Origin of the sequence: Massilia sp. TWP1-3-3 (assembly GCF_049897805.1) — a bacterium.
GTDB lineage: Bacteria > Pseudomonadota > Gammaproteobacteria > Burkholderiales > Burkholderiaceae_D > Telluria_A.
Map to the genome: position 1 here is coordinate 293,817 of NZ_JAFCWX010000001.1, position 22,303 is coordinate 316,119.

General features: G+C 62.2%; 20 protein-coding genes. 11 read left to right on the forward strand and 9 right to left on the reverse strand.

Annotated features, from left to right (window positions below; translation table 11 throughout):
• From ACP7D4_RS01410 to ACP7D4_RS01445, 8 genes are all read left to right on the forward strand, one after another.
• Window positions 1–576: a TerD family protein gene (locus ACP7D4_RS01410; protein ID WP_426101567.1), complete on the forward strand. Its 576-nt coding sequence runs from the start codon at window positions 1–3 to the stop codon at window positions 574–576.
• A gap of 73 nt (window positions 577–649) precedes the next feature.
• Window positions 650–1,939: a VWA domain-containing protein gene (locus ACP7D4_RS01415; RefSeq protein WP_426207575.1), complete on the forward strand. Its 1,290-nt coding sequence runs from the start codon at window positions 650–652 to the stop codon at window positions 1,937–1,939.
• Between the two features lie 59 nt (window positions 1,940–1,998).
• Window positions 1,999–3,018, forward strand: a complete 1,020-nt coding sequence (locus ACP7D4_RS01420; RefSeq protein WP_426207576.1) for an ATP-grasp domain-containing protein — start codon at window positions 1,999–2,001, stop codon at window positions 3,016–3,018.
• A complete protein-coding gene (locus tag ACP7D4_RS01425) occupies window positions 3,015–4,193 on the forward strand; it encodes a phosphoribosyltransferase domain-containing protein (protein WP_426101573.1) in 1,179 nt (392 codons plus the stop codon). Before ACP7D4_RS01420 ends, ACP7D4_RS01425 begins: the two co-directional genes overlap by 4 nt.
• Window positions 4,177–4,938 carry a hypothetical protein gene (locus ACP7D4_RS01430; RefSeq protein WP_426101575.1) on the forward strand — a complete coding sequence of 254 codons (762 nt, stop codon included), beginning with the start codon at window positions 4,177–4,179 and terminating at the stop codon, window positions 4,936–4,938. The genes ACP7D4_RS01425 and ACP7D4_RS01430 overlap by 17 nt, the downstream gene beginning before the upstream one ends.
• Window positions 4,935–6,017 carry a cysteine protease StiP family protein gene (locus ACP7D4_RS01435; protein ID WP_426101577.1) on the forward strand — a complete coding sequence of 361 codons (1,083 nt, stop codon included), beginning with the start codon at window positions 4,935–4,937 and terminating at the stop codon, window positions 6,015–6,017. Before ACP7D4_RS01430 ends, ACP7D4_RS01435 begins: the two co-directional genes overlap by 4 nt.
• Window positions 6,010–6,903 (forward strand): HpcH/HpaI aldolase/citrate lyase family protein, encoded by an 894-nt coding sequence (locus tag ACP7D4_RS01440; protein ID WP_426101579.1) that lies wholly within the window; start codon window positions 6,010–6,012, stop codon window positions 6,901–6,903. The genes ACP7D4_RS01435 and ACP7D4_RS01440 overlap by 8 nt, the downstream gene beginning before the upstream one ends.
• A gap of 29 nt (window positions 6,904–6,932) precedes the next feature.
• On the forward strand, window positions 6,933–8,162 hold the full coding sequence (locus ACP7D4_RS01445) for a TerD family protein (RefSeq protein ID WP_426101581.1): 1,230 nt from the start codon (window positions 6,933–6,935) through the stop codon (window positions 8,160–8,162).
• Between the two features lie 326 nt (window positions 8,163–8,488).
• On the opposite strand, the gene ACP7D4_RS01450 is transcribed toward ACP7D4_RS01445, so the two are convergent.
• From ACP7D4_RS01450 to ACP7D4_RS01460, 3 genes are all read right to left on the reverse strand, one after another.
• Window positions 8,489–9,295: a DUF817 domain-containing protein gene (locus ACP7D4_RS01450; RefSeq protein ID WP_426207603.1), complete on the reverse strand. Its 807-nt coding sequence runs from the start codon at window positions 9,293–9,295 to the stop codon at window positions 8,489–8,491.
• Between the two features lie 75 nt (window positions 9,296–9,370).
• Window positions 9,371–10,747, reverse strand: coding sequence for a cell envelope integrity protein CreD (gene creD, locus ACP7D4_RS01455; RefSeq protein ID WP_426207577.1), 1,377 nt, complete (start codon window positions 10,745–10,747; stop codon window positions 9,371–9,373).
• A gap of 77 nt (window positions 10,748–10,824) precedes the next feature.
• Window positions 10,825–12,672, reverse strand: coding sequence for an FAD-dependent oxidoreductase (locus ACP7D4_RS01460; protein ID WP_426207578.1), 1,848 nt, complete (start codon window positions 12,670–12,672; stop codon window positions 10,825–10,827).
• A 239-nt stretch (window positions 12,673–12,911) separates the two neighbouring features.
• On the opposite strand from ACP7D4_RS01460, the gene ACP7D4_RS01465 reads away from it, so the two are divergent.
• Window positions 12,912–13,637: a DUF6445 family protein gene (locus tag ACP7D4_RS01465; protein WP_426101587.1), complete on the forward strand. Its 726-nt coding sequence runs from the start codon at window positions 12,912–12,914 to the stop codon at window positions 13,635–13,637.
• 27 nt (window positions 13,638–13,664) lie between these two features.
• On the opposite strand, the gene creC is transcribed toward ACP7D4_RS01465, so the two are convergent.
• Entirely contained in the window at window positions 13,665–15,089 is a 1,425-nt protein-coding gene (creC, locus tag ACP7D4_RS01470) for a two-component system sensor histidine kinase CreC (RefSeq protein ID WP_426101589.1), read from the reverse strand.
• A complete protein-coding gene (gene creB, locus ACP7D4_RS01475) occupies window positions 15,089–15,781 on the reverse strand; it encodes a two-component system response regulator CreB (RefSeq protein ID WP_426101591.1) in 693 nt (230 codons plus the stop codon). Before creB ends, creC begins: the two co-directional genes overlap by 1 nt.
• Before the next feature lie 196 nt (window positions 15,782–15,977).
• On the opposite strand from creB, the gene ACP7D4_RS01480 reads away from it, so the two are divergent.
• The gene (locus tag ACP7D4_RS01480) at window positions 15,978–17,318 is read left to right on the forward strand and encodes a hypothetical protein (RefSeq protein WP_426207579.1); all 1,341 of its coding nucleotides are present in this window, start codon (window positions 15,978–15,980) and stop codon (window positions 17,316–17,318) included.
• A gap of 122 nt (window positions 17,319–17,440) precedes the next feature.
• Window positions 17,441–17,866: a hypothetical protein gene (locus ACP7D4_RS01485; protein WP_426101595.1), complete on the forward strand. Its 426-nt coding sequence runs from the start codon at window positions 17,441–17,443 to the stop codon at window positions 17,864–17,866.
• Here the strand turns inward: ACP7D4_RS01485 and ACP7D4_RS01490 are convergent.
• The 4 genes from ACP7D4_RS01490 to fusA all read right to left on the reverse strand — a co-directional run bounded on the left by ACP7D4_RS01490 (window position 17,817) and on the right by fusA (window position 22,247).
• Entirely contained in the window at window positions 17,817–18,233 is a 417-nt protein-coding gene (locus tag ACP7D4_RS01490; protein ID WP_426101597.1) for a DUF2784 domain-containing protein, read from the reverse strand. The genes ACP7D4_RS01485 and ACP7D4_RS01490 overlap by 50 nt on opposite strands.
• Before the next feature lie 171 nt (window positions 18,234–18,404).
• Window positions 18,405–18,722: a 30S ribosomal protein S10 gene (rpsJ, locus tag ACP7D4_RS01495; protein ID WP_010394389.1), complete on the reverse strand. Its 318-nt coding sequence runs from the start codon at window positions 18,720–18,722 to the stop codon at window positions 18,405–18,407.
• A 129-nt stretch (window positions 18,723–18,851) separates the two neighbouring features.
• Entirely contained in the window at window positions 18,852–20,054 is a 1,203-nt protein-coding gene (gene tuf / locus ACP7D4_RS01500) for an elongation factor Tu (protein WP_426101600.1), read from the reverse strand.
• A gap of 87 nt (window positions 20,055–20,141) precedes the next feature.
• A complete protein-coding gene (fusA, locus tag ACP7D4_RS01505) occupies window positions 20,142–22,247 on the reverse strand; it encodes an elongation factor G (protein ID WP_426106904.1) in 2,106 nt (701 codons plus the stop codon).
• Window positions 22,248–22,303 lie beyond the last annotated feature (56 nt).

Below are 22,303 nucleotides of genomic sequence, written 5' to 3' on the forward strand. Positions count from 1 at the left end.
ATGGCAATCAGTTTGCAAAAAGGCGGCAACGTCAACCTGAGCAAGGAAGAACCCGGCTTGACGCGCGTGATGATCGGCCTGGGCTGGGATCCGCGCGCCACCGACGGCGCCGCGTTCGACCTCGACGGCAGCGCATTCCTGCAGAAAAACGACGGCAAGGTTCGCGGCGACAGCGATTTCATCTTCTACAACAACCTCAAGTCGACCGACGGCTCGGTCACCCATCAGGGCGACAATACGTCCGGCGTGGGCGAAGGCGACGACGAGAAGATCCTGGTCGACCTGTCGAAGGTGCCGGCCGACATCGACAAGGTGTCCCTGTGCGTCACGATCCATGAAGCGGACGCGCGCAAGCAAAACTTCGGCATGGTTGGCAAGGCTTACATCCGCTGCCTGAACGCCGACGGCGACAAGGAACTGGCGCGCTATGACCTGTCCGAAGACGGCTCGGTCGAAACGGCGATGATTTTCGGTGAACTGTATCGCGCCGGCGCCGAATGGAAATTCAAGGCCATCGGCCAGGGTTTCAAGGGCGGCCTGGGCCCCCTGGCCCGCTCGTTCGGCGTCAACGCCTAAGTACCTGACTGGTCCGCAGCGCAAACGCGCCATCCGGACCAGTCAGCACCCAATTCTTTTACAGCGGAGCACGATGGAACAGCTTTCACGGGGGCAGCGCCTGCCACTGGCTACAATGACGGGCAACGGGCGTATTGTCATTTCGCTGGCCGCCAACGGCGTGCCGTTGGACTTTGCGTGCTTCGGCCTGAACGCCGGCGGCAAGCTGCTGGCCGAACCGTACATGACGTTCTTCAACCAGAGCGCAACCCCGTGCGGCGGCGTGGCGATGACGCCCGCCCCCAACGGCGCCAGCTTCGCAATCGACACCACGCGCCTGCCCGCGGCAATCGACCAGCTCGTCATCACTGCCAGCGTCGACGGCGCCGGCACCCTGGCCCAGCTGGGCGCGAGCGCTCTGCAACTGGGCGACGCCGCCCGCTTCCCTTTCAGCGGCGCCGACTTCGCCCAGGAGCGCGCCGCCATGCTCGGCACGCTGTACCGCAAGGACGGCCAGTGGCGCTTCATGGCCGTCGGCCAGGGCTTCAACGGCGGCCTTGATGCGCTCGTTGCCCACTTCGGCGGCGCGGTGACTGACGCCGCGCCGCCGCCAGCGCGCATTTCGCTGGAAAAACGCATCGAACGCGAAGCGCCGCAGCTGGTCAGCCTGGTCAAGCACGCCGGCGTTTCGCTGGCCAAGGTCGGCCTGTCGGCGCACCGCGCCAAGGTCGCGCTGGTACTCGACATTTCCGGTTCCATGACCTCGCTCTACAAAAAGGGCTTGGTACAACAGTTTTCCGACCACATCCTGGCGCTTGGCTGCAAGTTCGACGATGATGGCGAGATCGACGTATTCCTGTTCGGCTCCGGCGTGCACCGGCCGGCGCCCATGACTCTGTCCAACGCGCCCACCTACATCCAGAACGTGATCTCGCGCCACCCGCTCGAAGGCGACACCCGCTACGGGCGGGCGATGGAAGCGGTGCGCAAGTTCTACTTCCCGGACGGCGCCGGCGCCGAACGCAAGGCACCCGTCAAGGGCGCGATCCCGGTGTATGTCATGTTCGTCACCGACGGCAGCACGTCCGACCAGCCGCTGACCGAAAAACAGCTGCGCCAAAGCAGCTACGAGCCGATCTTCTGGCAGTTTATGGGCATTGGCAAAGGCCGCAAATCAAAAAGCAAGCGCCTGCTGGCGTTCGCAGACTCTGACTTCCCCTTCCTCGAAAAACTCGATGAATTAAGCGGACGCCTGGTCGACAACGCCAACTTCTTTTCGGTGGCCTCGCCCGATGAACACGGCGATGGCGCGCTGTACGACCTGCTCATGGCCGAGTACCCGGCCTGGCTCAAGCTGGCCAAGCAACACGGCGTGCTGGCGTAAGCGCCGCTGCCTTTATCAATAGTTAAAGAATTTATCAACAGTCATTTTTAAGGTTATTCATGCGTGTCTGGTTCAACAGGACGTTCTCGTCCGTGTACGCGGCTATCGGCCTCATCCGCGAAGCGGACGCCGAAGGTCGCTTTCATCTCATCTACAGCAATGCCAATCCGCACGTCAACGCCGCCCGCGTCGCGCACGAGTTTTTCGTCGAGCCGACCGGCATGGACACCGCCACCTATATTGCGTGGTGCCTTGATTTTTGCCGCGAGCACCAGGTCGACATTTTCGTGCCCGGCAAGGAATCGACCGTCCTGGCCGGCGAACACGCCCGCTTCGAGGCACAAGGCACGCGCGTGCTCAGCGCCGGCTCGGTCGCGTCGCTCGAACTGATTCACGACAAGGCGCGCTTTTACGCCACGGTCGACCTGCCGCTCGCCCCCGTGGCCGACTTTCGCGTGTTCGAGGACGTGCAGCAGTTCGACGCCGCCTACGCAGAACTGCGCCAGGTCCACCAGACGCTGTGCGTCAAGCCGTCCGAATCGGTCTTCGGCCTGGGCTTTGCGGTGCTGGACGAAGCGCGCAGCAGCGCCGCGCTGCTGCTGGCCGGCGAGCAGTACCACATTGGCCTGGCCGACATGCGACGCGGGCTGGCCGAGCTGGGCGCGTTTCGCACCATGCTGCTGATGGAATTTTTGGACGGGCACGAGTACAGCGTTGACTGCGTGGGCGAGAACGGCCGCCTGGTGGCCGCCGTGGCGCGCAAAAAGCCGCGCAAGGCCGGGCGCGGCCAACTGATCGACATGCGCCGCGATATCCTCGACGCCACCGCCAAACTGGCGGCCGACTTTGGCCTGAACGGGTGCTTCAACGTGCAGTACCGCGAAGGCGGCGGCGCGCTGCGCCTGCTTGAAATTAACCCGCGCATGTCGGGCGGCATCGGCATGGCCTGCGTGGCCGGCCCGAACCTGCCCTACATCGCCCTGGCCGGCTTCGCCGACGGCTACCACACGGTGCACGTGCCCGAAGTGCGCAACGGCATTCGCGTGGCCGAACTGACCTCTTCCACGGAACTTGTATGACCGACGCCACCACACTGCCGCTAAACGCCCCCCTGAGCGTCACCCTGCCGACCGGCACGCTCGAACTGACCGTCCACGAGAGCGCCTACCCGCTCGACGACTTGCTCGGCTTTGCCGCCCGCGCCAACGCCAAGCGCGGCTTTTTATTCCTGTCCAAGGTGCTGGGCAAGCACTGGCCGGTGCGCCCGTCCGTGATGCGCATGATCCATGCCGACATGGCCGACGCGGTGCCGGCCATCGACGGCGCCGTGGTCTTCATCGCCATGGCCGAAACGGCCGTGGGTCTGGGCCAGGGCGTGTTCGAAGCCTGGCTGGCCGCCAACCCGGGGCGCGACGCGCTGTTCATCTACACCACCCGCTACCGGGTAGGCACCGAGCCGGTAATCGAATTCGAGGAAGCGCACAGCCACGCGCCGCGCCAGTTTCTGCACATGCCCACCGAGATGCACAAGCGCGACCTGCTGCTCACCGCGCGCACCCTGGTACTGATCGACGACGAGGCGAGCACCGGCAACACCTTCCTGAACCTGTCGAACGCGGTGCGCGCACTGAATCCGAACATCGCACGGGTGCACCTGGCCACGGTCACCAACTTCATGGGCCAGGCCGCCACCGAGGCCTTGAGCGCGCGCTTTGGCGTGACCACCAGCATGGCCGCGCCCCTGTCCGGCGAATACCAGTTCATTCCGGGCGATGTGCCCACCGAAGGCCCGCCGGCGCAGCGCTATGACGCCACGGCCGACCGCGGCGCGAGCGGTGTGTTCGGCCGCTTTGGCCTGGACCGCGCCTTGCGCGTGCCGGGCGGCCTGGTCGCGCGTCTGGCGGCCGGCGTGCAGCCGGGCCAGCGCGTGCTGGTGCTGGGCACGGGCGAATTCATGCACGCCTCGTATATGCTGGGTGCGGGCCTGGAAGCTGCGGGTCTGGACGTGGTGGTGCAGTCGACCACGCGTTCGCCCATCTTGAAATGGGGTTCGGTGTCGGCCGCGCTCGCGTTTCCGGACAATTATGGCGAGGGTGTCACCAATTTCCTGTATAACGTCACCCCCGGCATGTACGACCATGTCTTCATCTGCCACGAAACAGCGCCGAACGCCGCGCTGCGCGGCCTGGCCGACGTGTTTCACGCGCGCCTGTTCCATTTCATTACCGAGACCCAAGTTGAAGAAGTTTCATAAATTCCTGTTCGCCGACCTCGACGACACCCTGTTCCAGTCACTCGAAAAGTGCGGCGGCCAGGACGGCCTGCAAGCGACTGCCTTCCTCAAGGACGGCAATCCCATTTCGTACACCACCGAAGCCCAGCGCGCGTTCATCGCTTTTGCGCAGGACGGCATGACCATGATCCCCGCCACCGCGCGCAACCTGAACGCTTTCGGGCGCGTCCAGCTGCCGTTTTCCAGTTGGGCCGTGCTTGACTACGGCGGCATCGTGCTGCGCCCCGACCGCAGTGTCGACCAGGAGTGGCTGGCCCACATGCAAGAAGCCATGCAGGCCGCCCTGCCCGGCCTGCAGGAACTCGCTGCCCTGATCGACGCCTGGGCCGAACGCACCGGCTTTGGCGCGCGTGCGCGCCTGATCGAAGACTGTGATACGCCGTTTTACCTGGTCATCAAGGACCCGCAAAAAGTGGCCGAGAACCTCGAGCCGATCGAGCGCGACGTGGTCGCGCCGTGGATCGCGCAAGGCGGGCGCGATTACTTCATCCACCGTAACGGCAACAACCTGGCGATCCTGCCCACCGCGCTGAACAAGTCGCACGCGGTGGCTTACGTGACGGCCAAACTGCGCGCCGAGCATGGCGACATCCTTACCTTCGGCATTGGCGACAGCAAGTCCGACGCGCGTTTCATGGCCGCCTGCGACTACGCCATCGTCCCGCGCCGCACCCAGCTGGCCGGCCTGACTTTGGAGGCGCTATGAATTTCTCCGGCAGTTACCGCAGCGGCGACGTGCGCTTTTTGTTAAAGCCGCTGGACATGCTCGACTTCGTCGACATTCCTGAAAAAGAAAGACTGATCCAGTCGGGCCAGCGCCACTACAGCGAAATGCTGTCGCCCGAATCGCTGCCGTCCGAGCGCTACCTGAACGTGTTCCGCCAGGCCTGCAAGGCCAACATGGCGCGCATGGCGCAGGACTGCCTGACGCTGGCGCGCTTGATCGCAGAACGCCGGACGGGCGCCATCACGCTGGTGTCGCTGGCGCGTGCCGGTACGCCCGTGGGCGTGGTGCTCAAGCACCTGCTGGCATCGATAGGGCGCGGCGTGGAGCACTATTCGGTCTCGATCATCCGCGACCGCGGCATCGACCAGGTCGCGCTCGAGCACATCCTGGCCCAAGGTCACGCAAGCGAATCGATTGTCTTTGTCGACGGCTGGACCGGCAAGGGCGTGATCTCGCGCGAGCTGGAAACGGCCATCGCCGAATTCAACGCGCGCCGCGGCACCCGGATCGACGGCGGCCTGTACGTGCTGTCGGACCTGGCCGGCAGCGCCGCCTGCGCCGCCTCGTGCGACGACTACCTGATTCCTTCGTCGATCCTGAACGCCACGGTGTCGGGCCTGATCAGCCGTTCGATCCTGAACGCGTCGATCGGCCCCGGCGACTTTCACGGCTGCGTGTACTACAAGCAGTTCGAGCCGCAAGACCAGTCGCAACGCTTTGCCGACGAGCTGGTGGCGCACGCGCTCACGCTGCCCGCCGCATCAAGCACCCTGGCGCCGATGGATAAGGCGCTGGCGGCCACGGTGTCGCGCGACTATATGCAAGCCGCATTGGCGCAGCACGGCATCAATGACATCAACCTGGTCAAGCCGGGTATCGGCGAAGCGACCCGCGTGCTGCTGCGCCGCAGTCCGCGCCTGCTGATCGTGCGCGACGCCGAAGCAATCGACGTTGCGCACCTGGTCTTGCTGGCGCAGGAAAAAAATATCCCCGTGATGGTCGACCCCGCGTTGCCCTACCACGCCGTTTCGCTGATTAGGAGTGCACTCGATGGCTAAGTCAATGGGCGCTTCGCTCTACCTGCCCGCAAATCACAAACACCTGATGGGAGTGGCCGATGGCGAGCGCCTCGGGCATACCCGCTCGCTGATTTTTTGCACCGAAGACGCGGTTGCCGATGCGGACCTCAGCTGGGCCCTGTTCAACCTGTCGGTGGTGCTGGCCAACATGAAGGCTGACTGCCGCGCCGAGCGCTTTGTCCGCGTGCGCAACCCGGAAGTGCTGGCGCGCGTGCTGGCCATGCCGGGCGTTGAAAAGCTGACCGGCTTTGTCATCCCCAAGTGCACGCGCCACAACTTCGACGCCTACTTCAAGCAGGTGCGCAGCACCGATCACATGCTCATGCCCACGCTGGAAACGGCCGACGTCTTCAACGACGACGAGATGCGCAAGTTCCGCGAAACGCTGGAGCAGCCGGGCGTGCGTTCGCGCATCCTGGCGCTGCGCATCGGCGGCAACGACCTGCTTGCGCTGCTCGGACTGCGCCGTCCGCGCAACATGACCATTTACCGCACCCCGCTCGGCCCGGTCATCGCGCGCCTGGTCACCACCTTCCGCCCGTACGGTTTCGTGCTCACGGCGCCGGTGTTCGAACACCTGGACCTGCCCGACCTGCTGGACCAGGAAGTGGCCGAAGACATGGCCTACGGAATGGTCGGCAAGACCGCGATCCATCCAAGCCAGATTACACTCATCGAGCAGCATTACCGCGTCAAGGCGCGCGACCTGGAAGCGGCGCGCGCGATCCTCGATGTCGACAGCCCGGCCGTTTTCAAGCTGCACGATTCCATGTGCGAAGTGGCCACCCACCGGGCGTGGGCGCAGCGCATGGTCGAGCAGTCCAACGTATTTGGCGCGCACCAGAGCGACGTTGCGGCGCCCTGATTTCCCTTCAACTGAAAAGGACAAGCATTGTGAACATTTTCTCGCGTGGACAAAAGGGCAAGCTCGCCGACCTGGGCGTCAATTCACCATTCCCCATCGTGGTCGACATCGCCGGCGCCGGTATGACGGTGGACGTCTCGTGCTTCGGGCTGGACGCCAGCGACAAGCTTTCCGACGAACGCTACATGGTGTTCTACAACCAGCTTGCCAGCCCGGGCGACGCCGTCAAGCTGGCGCTGAACGCGGGCACGGCGCGCTTTGCCGTCAACCTGGCCGCGCTGCCCGACACCATCCACAAGCTGGTGTTTGTCGCCGCCATCGACGGCAACGGCACCATGCGTGCCAGCGGCGCGAGCACCATCACGCTGGGCGACGCGGTGCAGTTCCCCATGAACGGCGCCGACTTCCAGGATGAAAAAGCCGTCATCGTCGGCGAAGTCTATCGCAAGGACGGGGTCTGGCGTTTTGGCGCAGTCGGCCAGGGCTTCAATGGCGGCCTGTCGGCGCTGCTCAAGCACTTTGGCGGGAGCGAGGCCGGGCCGTCGGCGCCGCCATCGGCACCGGCGGCGCCAGCAGCCGTGCCGGCGGCGGGCAAGGTGTCGCTGTCGAAGGTGACGCTTGAAAAGCGCGGCGACAAGGTCTCGCTCGACAAGGCGGCCGGCGGTCGCGGTTTTGGCCGCATCCACGTCAACCTGAACTGGAACCACACGGGCGCGGCGCCCGTTGCAGCGCCCAAGCAGGGCTTCCTGGCGCGCCTGACGGGCGGCGCCAATCCGTCCGGCGGCATCGACCTGGACCTGGGCTGCATGTACGAGATGGCTGACGGCCGTCCGGGCCTGGTGCAGGCGCTCGGCAACGCCTGGGGCGACTACGACCGCGAGCCGTACATCAAGCTCGAAGCGGACGACCGCACGGGCCAATCAACCACTGGCGAAAACCTGATCATCAACGGCGACCAGGTCCACACGATCAAGCGCGCGCTGATCTTCGCCTACATCTACAAGGGCGCGCCCAACTGGGCCGCGACCGATGGTGTGGTGACGATCAACATGCCAAACCAGCCGCCGATCGAAGTGCGCCTGTCGGAAGGCGGCAGCCAGATGATGTGCGCCATCGCGCTGGTCGAGAACCGCAGCGGCAGCCTGCAGTTCACCAAGCTCGAAGAGTACTTCTCGCAGCAGGGCAGCCAAAGCGCGCACGAGCTGATGGACCGGCGCTTCGGCTTTGGCCTGCGCTGGACCAAGGGTTCCAAGGACTGATGCCCAAACAAAGGCGTCCACACCATACTTGAAAGCCGGACGGGTTTTGCCGTCAATTTTTATTGAGCAAGCACGGCGCAGGAGGAGGCGGTAACGCCGCCTCGCGCCCTAGTGCATTTTGTCGAATTTGACGTCTCGTTTTGCCTCGTTAGACGCGCAAAATGACGTTGGTAAAGCCTCGCATGTCTAATCGCCGATCAGCGCGCGAAACGAGACAATACGAGGCAAAACGAGGCACAAACCGGGTACAAATGCCCGAGTCACTCTCCCTTCGCTACCCGCCCCGGTCCACGCCGCCGTGCAAACAGGCAACAGGCAAAAAACGTCTAATCAGGCACCTGAATCTGCGCCTTGATGTGCTTGAGATTCGCAATCATCGTAAACGTCATGATCACCAGCAGCGACCACGAACTCCACTTCCCCGCATGTACCATCGACCACGCGCCCAGTTGATTGGGGTAGCGCCAGACCCCGAAAAACGTGCTGATATTTTCCGCCAGCCAGATGAAAAACCCGATCAGCACGAACGCCAGCAGTAAGGGCATCCTGCGCTCGACATCAACCGGCGTGTAGATGACGGTGCAGCGCGCATACAGTCCCAACGCACACGCCGCGATATACCAGCGGTAGTCGCCAATGTAGTGGTGCGTGAAGAAGTTCGCATAAATGAGCAGCGCGATGGCCGCACTCATCCAGTACGGCGGATGGTGCACCACGCGCAAACCGAACAGGCGCCAGGCCTGGATCATGTAGCTGCCAACGGCCGCGTACATAAAGCCGGCAAACAGCGGCACGCCAAGCAGCTTGGTGTACGCAGCATCAGGATAGGACCAAGACTGGATGCCGCTCGAGGTCTTGAACACCTCCAGCGCAAAGCCGACCACGTGGAACAGCGTGATGGCCTTGACTTCATCGACCGTCTCAAGACCGGACCAGACCATCCATGCCTGGATCGCCAGCGCGACGACCAGCAGCACATCGTAGCGCGCAAGCCCCGGCAAGCCGGCGCGCGGCACCAGGAACACCGCTGCGAAAAACAGGCTGACAAACAGGCAAGCGCGCGCGTTCTTAAAGCCGAAGTAGAGAAATTCGACAGCAAAGCGGCAGGCGCCCATCAGTCGCGGCATTGGCATTGCACGCAGACCCAGCAAATGATCATCGAATGCGCGCAAGCGCAGCGACTGACGGACAAACATGGGCCGGCTCCTTTAAGCGGCTGCCACCGGATCGGCTTTGCCGACCTGATACCAGTCCACCTTGCGGGTGGCGACCATCACTGCGGCGAGCACCGTGAACAGCAGCAGGCTGCCCAGCACCAGCGCGTTATTTTCCGAGATCAAGAGGCCATACAGCGCGCCGTACAGCAGCGTGAGGGCCACGCCAAATCCCATCCCCCGGTACCAGTTGTGCAGCACGAACGACAGGTAAAAGCCAATCAGCACGATACAGCCGACACTGGCGGCCAGGTAAGCCCAGGCAAACGCGATGTGCTCCGACAGGCTCACCAGCAGCAGGAAAAACAGCACCAGCGCCAGCCCCACCAGCAGATACTGCACCGGGTGGATCGGCAGCTGCTTCATGATCTCGAACACAAAGAACGCGGCGAACGTCAATGCCACGAACAGCAGCCCGTACTTGGTGGCGCGCTCGGCCAGCGAGTACACGTTGACCGGTTCAATGAAGCCGATGCTGAACTTGTCGGTGGCTTTTCGGAGCGCATCGGGCGCCATGACTGTATCTTCGGCCGCGCGCAACTGCTTTTGCGCCATCGTCGACAGTGACGAAATGTTCCAGGTCGCGCTAAAGCCGCTGTCGTTGATGGTGCGCTCCCTGGGCGAAGGCAGGAAGTCGCCGCTGAACTGCGGGTGCGGCCAGTCGGATTTGACGGTGAATTTGTTGCTCTTGCCAAGCGGGACAAAATGCTGGCGTTCGATGCCGTCCAGCCCCAGCGCGAACGAAAATTTCACGCGCGCCGGCGCTGCCAGGGCCAATGCAGGCAGGTTGGCGTGCAGGCCGCTGGCCACCGATGTCAGCCCCGTCCCCTGCTCGAACTCGACCACCTCGCCGGCCCAGTCGATCTTGGGGATATTGCGAATGCCGCGCACGTCGCCGATGCCCAGCGCGATGCTGGCCTGGTCAAGCCGCACGACCGACTTGGCCGACGCGCGCGGCAGCTCGTTCATCAGCGGCAGCACAAAGTCGCCGGCGATCGTGTGCTGGCCGCTATACACCAGCACTTGATGAATGCCGCGATAGCGGCGGTCAGTCTTGATCGACGAATCGACACCGAGCTCATTGGGAAATACAAGGTGGGTACGCTCCACCGAGCGCGCCACGACTTCGGTTTTGATCTTGTCGCCGTCGGGCGTCTTGATCACTTCATCGAATTCGTCCGTGTAACGGATCACCAGGATTGGCCCGGTGATGGTTTGCTCGCGCACCGAATCGGCGGCGATGCTGGCCACCGCCTGTTCGCGGAACTGGGCGCGTTCCGTGATGGTGAGATTGATCATCGCCAGCGGTATGCAGATGAGCAGCGTGAGCGCCATGATGGCGAGTATCTTGAAAAGCAGTGTTCTTTGCATGGCGGCTCCAGGTTGTTGAAGCCGCCATACTAAAAAACGGATGTGCGCTGGTGATGCGTTTTGTGTGAAGTGCGCTGCTACTCGCCTGCGACGCTGTTTGATGCCAGGCGGGTAAAACCGTCAGCGCTCCACGCTTCGCTGCCCACGCCGTGATGAACAAAAAACAGACCATCCGGATCGTATTTCGCCTTTACCTGCGCCAGGCGTTCGTAATTGCTGCCCCAGAACGCATTCTGCCAATTGCTCAGGAAGTAGTCGCTTTCAGAGACATACGAACCGGCGCCTGGGGCCACTTTCATCAGCTCATCCATCGCCGCGCCGATTTTGCGCGCGTTGTCCCTGGCCTTGGCATCATCGGACCCGGCGCCCGGCATGCCGGGAAAGCGCGCATCTTCGCCGCCGGCGACGATGGCCAGCGCAAAGGCCGTCAGGACCTCCGGGTTCATGGCAGTGTCGCGCGCCGCTTCAATATCGGCCGCCGGTGCGCCGGCCAATCCCTTATTGAAGTGAAACGCCACGCGCCACAAGCGCGCGCAACGGCATACCGCATCGACCAGGCGCGCCTGTTGGTCCGCCTGCAGCAGCGACGCCGGCATCCACGCCGATCGATAGCCGTGGATAAACCAGCCGGCTTGTTCCAGGTCGCCTTTCCACAGCATGTGGTGCGCGGGCGCACCCGGCCGGGTGTCGGCAACGGTAAACCCTGGCGCATGCTTGGCCAGGAATTGCCCATCCCAGAAGTGCTGCGCCGGCAGCTCCACGCACTGGAAAGCCTTCTCGAATACATAATCGTCGCTGGCGCGCACCCATGCCAGAAACGGCTCCCAGATGTCGGCGCCCTGCTGCTTTCGCAGCCCCTGAAACACCATCGATACATTGACCGTATTACCGGGGTTAAAAGCCATCTGCTCACCCCAGTGCGGATTGAACAGCGCACTGTTATAGAACGAAATAATCCTGCCCACTAGGGCGCGGTACGCAAGGTCGGACGCTGCCCTGATGGTGAAAAACACCGCGCCAAAGCTGGCCGGCAGTTCACGCGTGCGCAAGGTCAGTTGCGTGACCACGCCAACGCTGCCGCCGCCGCCGCCCTTGATCGCCCAGAAAAGATCCGGATTGGTGCAGGCGTTGGCGATGCGCACCCGGCCATCGGCCGTGACCACCTCCGCTTGCAGCAGACCGGCGGCAGCGGTGCCGTAAGCCTTGGAAAAATTGCTGAAGCCCCCGCTCTGGATCAAGCCGGCCACGCCGACGGTGGTGCAGCCGCCGCCTTGCACATAGCGTCCGCCGCGCGTGGTCACCGCGTCATAGGCGTCGATCCACAGCGCGCCTGCGCCCACCGTCACGGCGATCTGCGGCGCTTGCGTGCCTTCGCAGCCGCGCGCGACGAAGTTTTCCTGCACGCTGACCTGGTTCATCGCGCGCGTCCAGACCAGCAGCGAGTCGGGCGCGTCCGACGTGCCCTGGTAGCTGTGGCCACCGCCTTTGATGACCAGTCGAAGGTCATGCGTGCGGGCGAAATTGACGGCGGCCACAATGTCGGCCGTGTTACTGGCCGCCAGCGCATAAGCGCTCGGTTGCGACGTCCACGCATCGATCCAGCCGCTCGTTTGCGTCAAGCCTGGCTGGTCGCCCAGGTCAAAGGTATTGGTGACGTGGGTCAGCGCTTCTTTGCAGGCCGGGCTCGTTTGTGTTTCGGCGCAAGGGGCAAAAAACGGGGTGAGCCTGGTGAGTTGACCGGTGCTTGCTTGCTTCAGGCGGTTCCAGCTTGCCTGCGAAGGCCAGCCAGGCTGGCCGGGACGGACGCGCCCGCGCAAGCGTTTTTTCAGGCTGACCGCGCCAAGCGCCTGTTGCGCCAGTGCGCCAGAAAAGGCCAGTGGAATCATCCGGGTTGCCACCATTTTGAGTAAGGATCTTCTTTTCATGGACTTGCCTTCGGTAAGAATGTGGGAGACGCGGTCAATCACCTGATTGCCAGCGACGATAAGCAATCGTAAACACAAACCCACTGAATGCAACATCAAATGTGGTGAACCGGATTATGGAGGGGCGAACCGGCCGCCCAGCCCCGCGCGCAGCTGCACGGTGCTTAGGTCATGCTGCATTAAATCATGCTGTATATTCATGAAGGTGCATCATCAGCCACGCGCCAGAAAGATAAGCCTTGTTCAATCCACGTCCTCTTATTCGCCAGCTTGATATTCCCGGCCGTTTGCCGGTGCTGATCATCGACGACTTTCTGCTCGAACCCGAGAAAATCCTGGCATGGGCCGACGACCAGCGCGCCATGTTCGCGGTCGAAGGCGGCAATTATTTTCCCGGCCCGGAAGTGACCATGCCCGATCCCTTCACCGCGCAGCTGGGCGACTTTTTTACGCTGCATGTCAGGCGCTTGCTGGGCGCCCGCCGCACGCTCGAGGCAAGCAGCAGCCTGTCCATGGTGACCAAGGCGCCTGCGGCCTTGCAGCCCTTACAGCGCATCTGCCACAGCGACACCATGGTCGGGCCGCGTAGCGTCAACCCCGCAGCCAACGAGGGCATCGCAGCATCGGTGCTGTATCTGTTTGCCGATGCGGCGCTGGGCGGCACCAGTTTTTACGCGCCGCGCAAGGCGCCCGCGGAGATGGCGGCCCTCAACCGCCATGCGATGCAATGCACCACAAGCCAGTTCGATCAAGTCATCGGCGCGCCCGCCGCGTATCTGACAGCGTCGAACGACTACTTCGAGCAAGTGGCCAGCGTTCCGGCCGCTTTCAACCGTATCATTTTCTACGACGGCGCCATTTTGCATTCCGGTCAAATCGACGCACCCGGGCGCCTCTCGCCCGATCCCCGCAAGGGCCGCCTGACCCTGAATGGCTTCTTCCTGCTCCGCAAGCTTGCGAGCTGATCAATTGAGCTTGGCTCACCAGCCGGATCATTGCACCACTGGCAGTTCCACGGTGGCGAGCGTACCTTGAGCGGCGCCGTTGGCAACCGTGATGCGGCCCCCGTGCAGGGCAATCACCTCATGCACGAAGGGTAAGCCCAGGCCGGTGCTCTTGGCCCCGCCCGGCCGAGGCAGCGAATAGAAGCGTTCAAACAAGCGCTCGCGCGCGTACTCGGGAATCCCGGTGCCCTGGTCGCTCACGCTGATGACGGCCTGGTCGCCGCGCTGCTCCACGCGCAAGGCAATCACGCCGCCCTCGGGCGAAAAATCGATCGCGTTGTCGAGCAAATTGCCCAGCGCCTGGCGCAGCAGCAGCGCGTCGCCGTCGACCTGGATATCGGCGGCATCGAGCACCAGCTGCTGGCCGCGCGCCTGCATGCGCGCGGCGCAATCGTCGCGCACCTGCAGCGCCAGCGCGCCCAGGCCAATGCGGGTGGTGGCGGCCAGGTGCTGCTGCTTTTCCACGCGGATCAGCTCGAGCAGCTTGTCGATCAACTGCTTCTGGCGCGCGTTCTGGTTGAGGATATTGGCCAGGAAGTGCTGCCGCTGTTCGCTCGCCATGTCTTCCTGCAGCAGCTCGGCCGAACCCTGGATCGCCGCGATCGGGCTTTTCAGTTCATGCGCCATGGTGTGCATCAGCTCTTCGACATACTCCTTGCCCTCGAGCTTTTCGCGCATCGATTCCAGCGCCCGGCCGAGCGTGCCGATCTCGTTGTTCCCCAGCGCCGGCAGCGGCGCCTTCTTGCCCGCCTCGACATCGGCGATGTAGACCATCAGTTTACGCAGCGCGTTCGACAGCCACCACGCAAATGCGCCCCCGATCAGCAGCGACAGCGCCAGCAGCAGCGCGCCGCGCTGCAGGATCACCTGCTGGCTGCGCTCGACAAACGGCTGCACCGCCGAATTCGGTTTGGCCACCGTCAGCACGCCGATGATGCGCGGCCCGTCCAGGATGGGCGCGGCCACGTGCATCACGGTGCTGGAATCGTCGTCATAAATGGCGCGCGTGCTGCGCGCGCCGTACTGGCCGCGCAAGGTACGCAGCACGTCGTTCCATTTGGCGTAGTTTTTGCCGACGTCGGCGCCCAGCGAATCGAAGGTGACGATCCCGTTCGCGTCCGTGATGTAGATGCGGTAATTGAAATGCTGCTTCGGGATGCCGGCAATCGTCACGTTCACCGAATGCTGGCGCGCCGCGCGAATGTGCTCGAGCAGCGGCGACGCGGCCATGTTGCCGCGCTTGACGTCGTCGGCCACCAGCGCGGCCAGCAGTTGCGCGGTGTCGACCAGCGCGTCTTCCTGGGTCGCACGCACGCCCGGCTTGACCTGCTGCATGAACACGGCCAGCACGAACCAGGCGGCCAGGCCGACGATCAGGAAGTAGCCAAGCAGGATGCGCAGGCCGATTTTCATCAGGCGCCGGGAGCCAGGCTGTAACCCATGCCGCGGTGGGTCTGGATCGGGTCGGCCGCGGCATCGATCAAGCGCAGCTTGGCGCGCAGCGACTTGACGTGCGCGTCGACCGTGCGGTCCAGCGTCTCCGGCGCGTCGACCCACACGCGGTCCATCAGGCGCGCGCGCGAGAGCACGTGGCCCGGGTGGTCGAGCAGTGTCTTGAGCAGCAGGTATTCGTAACGCGTCAGTTCCAAGCTCTTGCCGCAGTAGAGGATGCGCGCTTCTTCCTCGCGCAGCACGAATCTTGCTGGTTCCGGTGCCGCTGCGATGGGCATGGGCACCGGCGCCAGGCGGCGCAGCACAACCCGAATGCGGGCCACCAGTTCGCGCGGCGAAAACGGCTTGGTCACGTAATCGTCGGCGCCAATTTCCAGGCCCACGATGCGGTCGATTTCATCGCTGCGGGCAGTGAGGAAAATGACCGGCGCGTCGCAGAACTGGCGCAGCTGGCGGCACACCTCGAAGCCGTTCATGTCGGGCAGGCCGACGTCGAGCACCACCAGCGCCGGCGCCGGCGTGGCGCGCATCGCGTCGAGCGCGCTCTGGCCCAGGCTCACATGCAGCGGCGTGAAACCGTCGGTGCGCAAGGCATACGCAATGCTGTCGGCGATCGCCAGCTCGTCTTCGACAATCAGGATCGTTCCAGGCATGCGCGCGCTCGGTAGCAGAAAGTAAAGAGTATCGGCGCTGCGGCAAATCCAGTCAATCACGCTGTCTTGGCGCCGCATGGGCGGGCAATGAACGGGCAATGAACGGGCAATGCGCGGCCGCAAAAGCAGGCCCGGCAGGAACTGCGATAGTCGGCATTGGCCTGCCGGCCACATCATCCAAAATGGAGAATTAGCAATGAATCATGACGTTCCGAAAGACCCTGGTATGCAACAGCGCGACATCCCGTGCTGCCCGCAATTGACCGATTGTGCGGTATGCGACGTGCTTAATTTCCCGTACCGGCTGCCGTTTCATCCCTTGATCGAGGCCAATGGCGCCCGCACCACCGTGGCGGTCGATGTCACGCTGCATTTCCGTCTGACGCGCTGCAGCGGCCCCATGGCGCTGGGCGACGTCATGTACACGACCACCCTGTTGCCCGGCGAAGAAGTGCACCTGACGTCAAGCGACCGCCATACGCGTTTCAGCTTTGACAGCGAAACCAAGCTCAGTTACAAGAATGAGGCTACATCGGAAGAGTCCTATTTCGCGGCAGGCATGGCGCACGGCATGAGCAACCTGAACTTGGTCGACACCACCAACGCCAGCTCGTCCTTCCATTCCTCGTCGGTGAGCGGCGGCGGCGGCGCCGGCATCGACCTGGGCATTTTCAGCATCGGCGGCTCGGTGTCGGCCGGCTCGTACGACGCCCACTCTGCCAGCACGCTGGCGCGCGCGCTTAGCCAGCACGCCGAAACGACCCAGCAGCACATGGAGGTGAGCACCCGCGCGGCGTCCTCGACGTCGATCGGCGAAGTGTCGACCCGCGCCCACCAGCAGGGCGAATCGGACGACCAGTTCGAGTCGTCCTCGCGCAAGTTCCGCAATCCAAACCGCTGCCATGCGGTCAGCTTTTATTTCTATCGGATTAACAAGTGCCAGACCGTCAAGTTCGAACTGGTGCGCATCGAGCGGCGCGTCATCGACGCCCAGGCGCCCACTTCGGTCGCGCTCAATCCGCCCAAGAGCGTCACCGGGGTGGCGGTGCGGCCCACGGCGGTGCTGGCAACGGCCAGCAACCGGCTGGAAGTGACCCGGCGCGCCCTCGACAGCGCCGCGCTGGAGCAGCAGGCGGATGCCAACCGCATCAATCCCGGCCTGGCCGCGCGCGCCTTCACCACCTTCTCGCCCGCCTCGCCCATGCCGGTGACGGTGCGCGAAGCCGCCCTGCGCGCGGTCGATGAAGACCTGGTCAAGCAGGGGCTGATCGACAAGGTAGGCGGCGAAGTGTCGCCAGAGGCCCAGGGGCGTCTGGGCTGGAGCCGGGAAATGGCAATGCCCACGCCGGGCGTGCTGGTCAAGGGCTGCCTGGACGAGTGCGATATTTGCGAACCTGAATTGAAGCAGCAGATGGCGCTCGACCTGGTGCGTATGGACCTGCAAAACCAGCTGCTGCAAAAGCAGATCGAGCTGCTGGAAAAATCGAGCGAATACCGCTGCTGCCCGAAAGGCGAAGAGAACACACCGGCGCCGTAAGCGCTTGCTCACCCGGCGCCGCCAACGCGCCGGGTACCGCCTCACGATAGCCAAAAGATAATAACTTTCGGTCAACTTTGCGTGCTATGATGCCGGTTTTTCCACCGCACAAGGCAGCACGCATGTCCATCCTGCCCCCCCTCGCCACCCTGCTCCGCGCCACGCTCGCCGCGGCGCTTTGCCTCGCGCTGCAGCCGGCGCACGCCGCTTCCGGATCGCTGCAAGGCGCCCATGGCTACTATCAAAGCTGCATGCAGTCGGTCACCTTCCCGCGCCCTTTCGGCGAATGGGATTTGAAGGGCAATCCGAAGCTGCCCCAATACTGCGAATGCTATGTCCCCCTGTTCACCGCGCACAATACCGCCTCGCGCGAACTGTTGACGCAGCACGGCGGCGAGCCTACGCCGGAAATGATCAAGGAAAACAAGGCGACCGAACTGGGCATTCGCAATAGTTGCCGCAAGCAGGTAGGATTGCCGGCGGTCTACGACCCGAACATCAATTCACCCTACGCCAAGGATAAGCGGGCGAAAAAGCGAACCAGCTGAGCAGCACCAGCAGCCCGAACGACGAATACGCCAGGACGAACACCCAGGGCTGCGCTTCATAGAACATGAACTTGCGCAGCCAGTGGGCGACAAAATCGCCCCCGTAGGCGGCCTGTCCCGCCTGGCGGCGCAGCCATTGCTCGAGCGTGGTCAGCGGACACACGATCCCCAGCCAGGCTTCCAGGGCGATGTAGCCAATGCCCGCCAGATGCAGCGCGCGAAACCAGAAGTTGCGCACCCAGCGCCACTTGCGCATGCCGCCCGCCAGGGTCAGCACCAGCCCCCCGATGATGAACAGCACAATGCCGACATGCAGAATCAGCACCGTGTTCGCTAGTACGCCGTACAGTCCGGCACGGTCGTTCATTGGCATCCTCTCCCTTTGCCCGGCTGCGCCACCGGCGCACAGCATCTCAAGCCGTGTTCATGATTAAAGCGTCGCTGAAATGCATCGGGGCCGGGTTCATCCGCTATAAAGCGGACTCCTCCGGCCCCAACTCGCCCGTGCATCGCTGCCCGGGCGGCAAATCGCAATCGATTATTGCAGTTTGATTTCGACGTCTACACCAGCTGGCAGGTCCAGCTTCATCAGTGCGTCAACGGTCTTGTCCGTTGGGTCAACGATGTCCATCAGACGCTGGTGGGTGCGGATCTCGAACTGGTCGCGCGAAGTCTTGTTGACGTGCGGCGAACGCAGGACGTCAAAACGCTGGATACGCGTTGGCAGTGGTACTGGGCCCTTGACGACGGCGCCGGTGCGCTTGGCGGTCTCGACGATTTCCAGTGCGGACTGGTCGATCAGCTTGTAATCGAAAGCCTTGAGGCGAATACGGATTTTCTGGTTTGGTGCGGACATGATATTTCCCTTGAAAGAGCGAACCGGACTCCATGGACCGGCAATATGAATTTGTGCCACTGTGAAACAGGTGGGAGCGAAGTATAACCCCGTTCCCACCTTTTTGATACAGAAACAGCTGGCTGGAAATTACTTGCCGGCTTCCGACAGGATCTTGGCAACAACGCCAGCGCCTACCGTACGGCCACCTTCGCGAATCGCGAAGCGCAAGCCTTCTTCCATCGCGATCGGGTTGATCAGCTTGACAGTGATCGACACGTTATCGCCTGGCATGACCATTTCTTTGTCCGCTGGCAACTCGATCGAACCAGTCACGTCCGTCGTGCGGAAGTAGAACTGTGGGCGATAGTTGTTGAAGAACGGGGTGTGACGGCCGCCTTCGTCTTTCGACAGGACGTAGATCTCACCGGTGAAGTGATTGTGCGGCTTGATCGAGTTTGGCTTAGCCAACACTTGACCGCGCTGTACGTCTTCACGCTTGGTGCCGCGCAGCAGCAGACCAACGTTGTCGCCGGCCATACCCTGGTCGAGCAACTTGCGGAACATTTCCACGCCGGTGCAAGTGGTCTTGACGGTGTCGGAGATGCCGACGATTTCGATTTCTTCGCCGACTTTGACGATACCGCGCTCGATACGGCCGGTCACAACGGTACCGCGACCCGAGATCGAGAACACGTCTTCCACTGGCATCAGGAATGCGCCGTCGATGGCGCGCTCTGGCGTTGGGATGTAGTTGTCGAGTGCATCGGCCAAAGCCATGATCGCCACTTCACCCATTTCGCCGGTGTCGCCTTCGAGGGCCATACGTGCCGAACCCTTGATGATTGGCAGGTCGTCGCCTGGGAATTCGTACTTCGACAACAGCTCGCGCACTTCCATTTCAACCAGTTCCAGCAACTCTGCGTCATCGACGAGGTCGCACTTGTTCAGGAACACGATGATGTATGGAACGCCAACTTGACGGGCCAGCAGGATGTGCTCGCGGGTCTGTGGCATCGGGCCGTCAGCTGCCGAGCACACCAGGATCGCGCCGTCCATCTGCGCTGCGCCGGTAATCATGTTCTTGATATAGTCGGCGTGGCCTGGGCAATCGACGTGAGCGTAGTGGCGGTTAGCCGTTTCGTACTCGACGTGGGCGGTGTTGATGGTGATACCGCGCGCTTTTTCTTCTGGTGCTGCATCGATCTGGTCGTAAGCTTTTGCTTCGCCGCCGAATTTCTTCGACAGGACGGTAGCGATTGCTGCGGTCAGGGTGGTCTTGCCGTGGTCGACGTGTCCGATGGTACCGACGTTGACGTGCGGCTTGGTCCGTTCGAATTTACCTTTTGCCATTTTGAACTTCCTTTAAAGTTTTTGTTTTGCGGGACAGAGCACGGTTTATCGCCTTTGCTCTGTCCTCAACGACTGATATTTGACTAATTACTTAGCTTTTGCGGTGACGATTGCGTCAGTCACGTGCTTAGGCGCTTCAGCATAGTGTTTGAATTCCATCGTGTAAGTCGCGCGGCCCTGCGTTGCGGAACGCAGCGAGGTCGAGTAACCAAACATTTCGGACAGTGGCACTTCAGCCTTGATGATCTTGCCGCCGCCGCCTGGAATCTCGTCCATGCCCTGCACCATACCGCGGCGGGACGACAGGTCGCCCATCACGGTACCGGCGTAGTCTTCCGGCGTTTCGACTTCAACGGCCATCATTGGCTCCAGGATGACTGGGGAAGCCTTGCGGCAACCGTCTTTGAAGGCCATCGAAGCTGCCATCTGGAACGCGTTTTCGTTCGAGTCAACATCGTGGTACGAACCGAAGAACAGCGTAACCTTGACGTCAACGACTGGGTAGCCGGCCATCACGCCATTGTTCAGCGTGCCGCGCACACCCTTTTCAACTGCAGGGATGTACTCGCGTGGAACCGTACCGCCTTTGATGGCGTCAACGAATTCAAAGCCCTTGCCCGGCTCTTGCGGCTCGATCTTCAATACCACGTGACCGTACTGACCACGACCACCGGACTGCTTGACGAACTTGCCCTCGGACTCTTCGCATACTTTGCGGATCGTCTCGCGGTAAGCAACCTGAGGTTTGCCGACGGTGGCTTCCACGCCGAATTCGCGCTTCATGCGGTCAACGATAATTTCCAGGTGCAACTCGCCCATACCACCGATGATGGTCTGGCCCGACTCTTCGTCGGTCTTGACGCGGAACGATGGATCTTCCTGTGCCAGGCGATTCAGCGCCAAGCCCATTTTTTCCTGGTCGACCTTGGTCTTAGGCTCGACAGCCTGTTGAATCACCGGCTCAGGGAACACCATCTTTTCCAAGGTGATGATCGAGGATGGATCGCACAGGGTTTCGCCCGTGGTCGCGTCTTTCAAGCCAACGGCTGCAGCGATATCGCCGGCGTGGACTTCCTTGATTTCTTCGCGCTGGTTCGCGTGCATCTGCAAAATACGGCCAAGACGCTCTTTCTTGTTCTTGATCGGATTGTAGACAGTGTCGCCCGACTTGATCGAGCCCGAGTACACGCGGAAAAAGATCAGCTGGCCGACGAACGGGTCAGTCATGATCTTGAACGCGAGTGCCGCGAACTTTTCGTTGTCGTCCGCTTTACGCGAGGTCGGCTGGTCGTCTTCATCCATGCCTTGTACCGGCTTGATGTCCACCGGCGACGGCAGGTATTCGATCACGCCGTCCAGCATGGCTTGCACGCCCTTGTTTTTAAAGGCGGTGCCGCACATCATTGGAACGATTTCCGACGCCAGCGTACGCATACGCAAGCCCATCTTGATCTCTTCTTCCGTCAAGTCGCCTTCTTCAAGGTACTTGTTCATCAGTTCGTCGGTCGCTTCAGCAGCGGCCTCGACCATGTTCAGGCGCCATTCGTTCGCTTGCTCTTGCAGTTCTGCAGGAATGTCGCGGTAGTCGAATTTCATGCCCTGCGACGCGTCGTCCCAGTAGATGGCTTTCATCTTGACCAGGTCGACCACGCCCTTGAAGTTTTCTTCAGCGCCGATTGGAATTTGCAGCGGAATCGGGTTTGCCTTCAGGCGCGCACGCATCTGCTCATAGACCTTGAAGAAGTTGGCGCCGGTACGGTCCATCTTGTTCACGAATGCAAGGCGCGGGACCTTGTACTTGTTGGCCTGACGCCATACGGTTTCCGACTGTGGCTGCACGCCGCCGACTGCACAGTAAACCATGCAGGCGCCGTCGAGCACGCGCATCGAGCGTTCAACTTCAATCGTGAAGTCAACGTGGCCCGGCGTGTCGATGATGTTGATGTGGTGCTCAGGGAAATTGTTAGCCATCCCTTTCCAGAAGCAAGTCGTTGCAGCCGAGGTAATCGTGATACCGCGTTCCTGCTCTTGCTCCATCCAGTCCATGGTGGCCGCGCCATCATGCACTTCGCCAATCTTGTGGTTCACGCCCGTGTAGAACAGGACGCGCTCAGTCGTGGTGGTCTTGCCAGCATCGATGTGAGCCGAGATACCGATATTGCGGTAGCGCTCAATGGGGGTCTTGCGTGCCATAATTATTCCTAAATCTTTTAATGGACAAAACCGAGCAACACTTTGTGAACAAAATG

Bases quoted from the DNA above. Each gene is read 5' to 3' on its own strand.
- ACP7D4_RS01410 (WP_426101567.1), top strand. From the start codon at position 1: ATGGCAATCAGTTTGCAAAAAGGCGGCAACGTCAACCTGAGCAAGGAA.
- ACP7D4_RS01415 (WP_426207575.1), top strand. From the start codon at position 650: ATGGAACAGCTTTCACGGGGGCAGCGCCTGCCACTGGCTACAATGACG.
- ACP7D4_RS01420 (WP_426207576.1), top strand. From the start codon at position 1,999: ATGCGTGTCTGGTTCAACAGGACGTTCTCGTCCGTGTACGCGGCTATC.
- ACP7D4_RS01425 (WP_426101573.1), top strand. From the start codon at position 3,015: ATGACCGACGCCACCACACTGCCGCTAAACGCCCCCCTGAGCGTCACC.
- ACP7D4_RS01435 (WP_426101577.1), top strand. From the start codon at position 4,935: ATGAATTTCTCCGGCAGTTACCGCAGCGGCGACGTGCGCTTTTTGTTA.
- ACP7D4_RS01440 (WP_426101579.1), top strand. From the start codon at position 6,010: ATGGCTAAGTCAATGGGCGCTTCGCTCTACCTGCCCGCAAATCACAAA.
- ACP7D4_RS01450 (WP_426207603.1), bottom strand. From the start codon at position 9,295: ATGCCAATGCCGCGACTGATGGGCGCCTGCCGCTTTGCTGTCGAATTT.
- creD (WP_426207577.1), bottom strand. From the start codon at position 10,747: ATGCAAAGAACACTGCTTTTCAAGATACTCGCCATCATGGCGCTCACG.
- ACP7D4_RS01460 (WP_426207578.1), bottom strand. From the start codon at position 12,672: ATGAAAAGAAGATCCTTACTCAAAATGGTGGCAACCCGGATGATTCCA.
- creC (WP_426101589.1), bottom strand. From the start codon at position 15,089: ATGAAAATCGGCCTGCGCATCCTGCTTGGCTACTTCCTGATCGTCGGC.
- creB (WP_426101591.1), bottom strand. From the start codon at position 15,781: ATGCCTGGAACGATCCTGATTGTCGAAGACGAGCTGGCGATCGCCGAC.
- ACP7D4_RS01480 (WP_426207579.1), top strand. From the start codon at position 15,978: ATGAATCATGACGTTCCGAAAGACCCTGGTATGCAACAGCGCGACATC.
- ACP7D4_RS01485 (WP_426101595.1), top strand. From the start codon at position 17,441: ATGTCCATCCTGCCCCCCCTCGCCACCCTGCTCCGCGCCACGCTCGCC.
- ACP7D4_RS01490 (WP_426101597.1), bottom strand. From the start codon at position 18,233: ATGAACGACCGTGCCGGACTGTACGGCGTACTAGCGAACACGGTGCTG.
- rpsJ (WP_010394389.1), bottom strand. From the start codon at position 18,722: ATGTCCGCACCAAACCAGAAAATCCGTATTCGCCTCAAGGCTTTCGAT.
- tuf (WP_426101600.1), bottom strand. From the start codon at position 20,054: ATGGCAAAAGGTAAATTCGAACGGACCAAGCCGCACGTCAACGTCGGT.
- fusA (WP_426106904.1), bottom strand. From the start codon at position 22,247: ATGGCACGCAAGACCCCCATTGAGCGCTACCGCAATATCGGTATCTCG.